General features: G+C 35.0%; 1 protein-coding gene and 1 pseudogene. Both read right to left on the bottom strand.

The window, feature by feature from the left end:
- Window positions 1-250 precede the first annotated feature (250 nt).
- Window positions 251-433, bottom strand: a complete 183-nt coding sequence (locus HMPREF0519_RS14695; RefSeq protein WP_003635916.1) for a hypothetical protein — start codon at window positions 431-433, stop codon at window positions 251-253.
- A 536-nt stretch (window positions 434-969) separates the two neighbouring features.
- A pseudogene (locus HMPREF0519_RS09975) lies at window positions 970-1419 on the bottom strand (hypothetical protein); the annotation flags it as partial.

The following is a 1419-nucleotide window of genomic DNA, read 5'->3' as shown; positions in this document are numbered from 1 at the left end:
GAATCGTCTAAAGTAACAGACCTAGTTGTGTCGTATGATTCAATATCACCACCAAAGCTTGCTGTTGACTTGCCACCTTAAATCCAGCCACGGTATTGGCCATCATATGAAACAACCTCATAATATACGGAACCACAGTTAGTAGTTGCAACACGATAAGTGCGTACATTACTCTTACCATCTTTTGAAGCAGCAGCATTTAAAGCGGACTTACCTACAACAACACGAGCAGCCTTCCAATGTACCGGCTTTAGTATATAAGGCGAACCAGTCCGTTCACGTTACGAATACTTACGTCTGAAGATAAAGTCTTATTAGATATGATCTTAGCATAAGTCTTTGCACTTGCCTGTGTAATAGCAGTACCTGCTACGGCAGCAAAACTCAGTGCAGCCAAACCAACAAATAATGACTTTTTCAAATTATTTGTCAAAATACATTCCTCCAATTTTCTTGTGTATCCACAAGGAATGATTAGAGTATGCCGCTCTGAGTTTTTAATGAGATTACAAAAGGTTTTCGTTTTTGGACTTTTGTTACAGTAATGTTACATTGAAACAACATTGTAGCAAAAGTAGAAATTAAAAATTAAGCTTTTTAAATATGCTAAAAATTCACATAATATTCAAATTTTCATACTTTAATGGAAGCATAGAATCATGCGATCGGTTGGATCGTGACTAAATTTGGATGTGATGTCATTTTTGAATTGTATACAAAGTATGAAGAAAATATAAATATTAATAATAAGTAATTAGGCTGGGTTTTGATATTTATTTATTAGTAAAAACCGAAAAAAGAGTAGAAAAATTGAATTGAGACTTATTTGCATTTCGTAAATGTTACGTTATTTATGAAATAGTATATCTTTAATGACTAATTTTTAAAATCATTTGCGCCTAGCATAGTAAAAGAGGCCAAAAACGTGGTAAACGCTTTTGACCTCTTTTGGTATATTTAAACTAAAGTTTACTTATCATAATTACTATTTGAAGGAACATTTGCAGTAAAACTTACGTTAACAGGCGTACCACTGCCAAACGTACCAGCACTTGAAGCTGATGATGGTGTATAGCTAATGTGATACCAACGAAGCACGTACTGCTGACCAAATCCTAGGAATCCACCCTCTTTAACAAATTGAGGATATATTGGTGAACGAACGCCAGTTACTTGGCTGACAATGTTGGTAGCACTGATTGTATCACCATTCACTCCTCTCAAGGTTGGCAGACTGGATTTAAGATACTGTGCTTTGGCGTCGCTCAGATAAGCGGCATTAATAGCATCAACGTTATTTTTAGTGTTAATAATACCAGAAATACCAGGATTCATTGCACTCATTAAGTTTGTATATTTCGAATTATTACTGGTTTGCATATCATACAACTCTTGTGCATTATACTGACCTTCGGTTGG

This window comes from Lentilactobacillus hilgardii DSM 20176 = ATCC 8290 (assembly GCF_000159315.1).
Lineage (GTDB): Bacteria > Bacillota > Bacilli > Lactobacillales > Lactobacillaceae > Lentilactobacillus > Lentilactobacillus hilgardii.
Note: the sequence above shows the minus strand (reverse complement) of the source record. Positions and strands in the feature narration are given on the sequence as shown.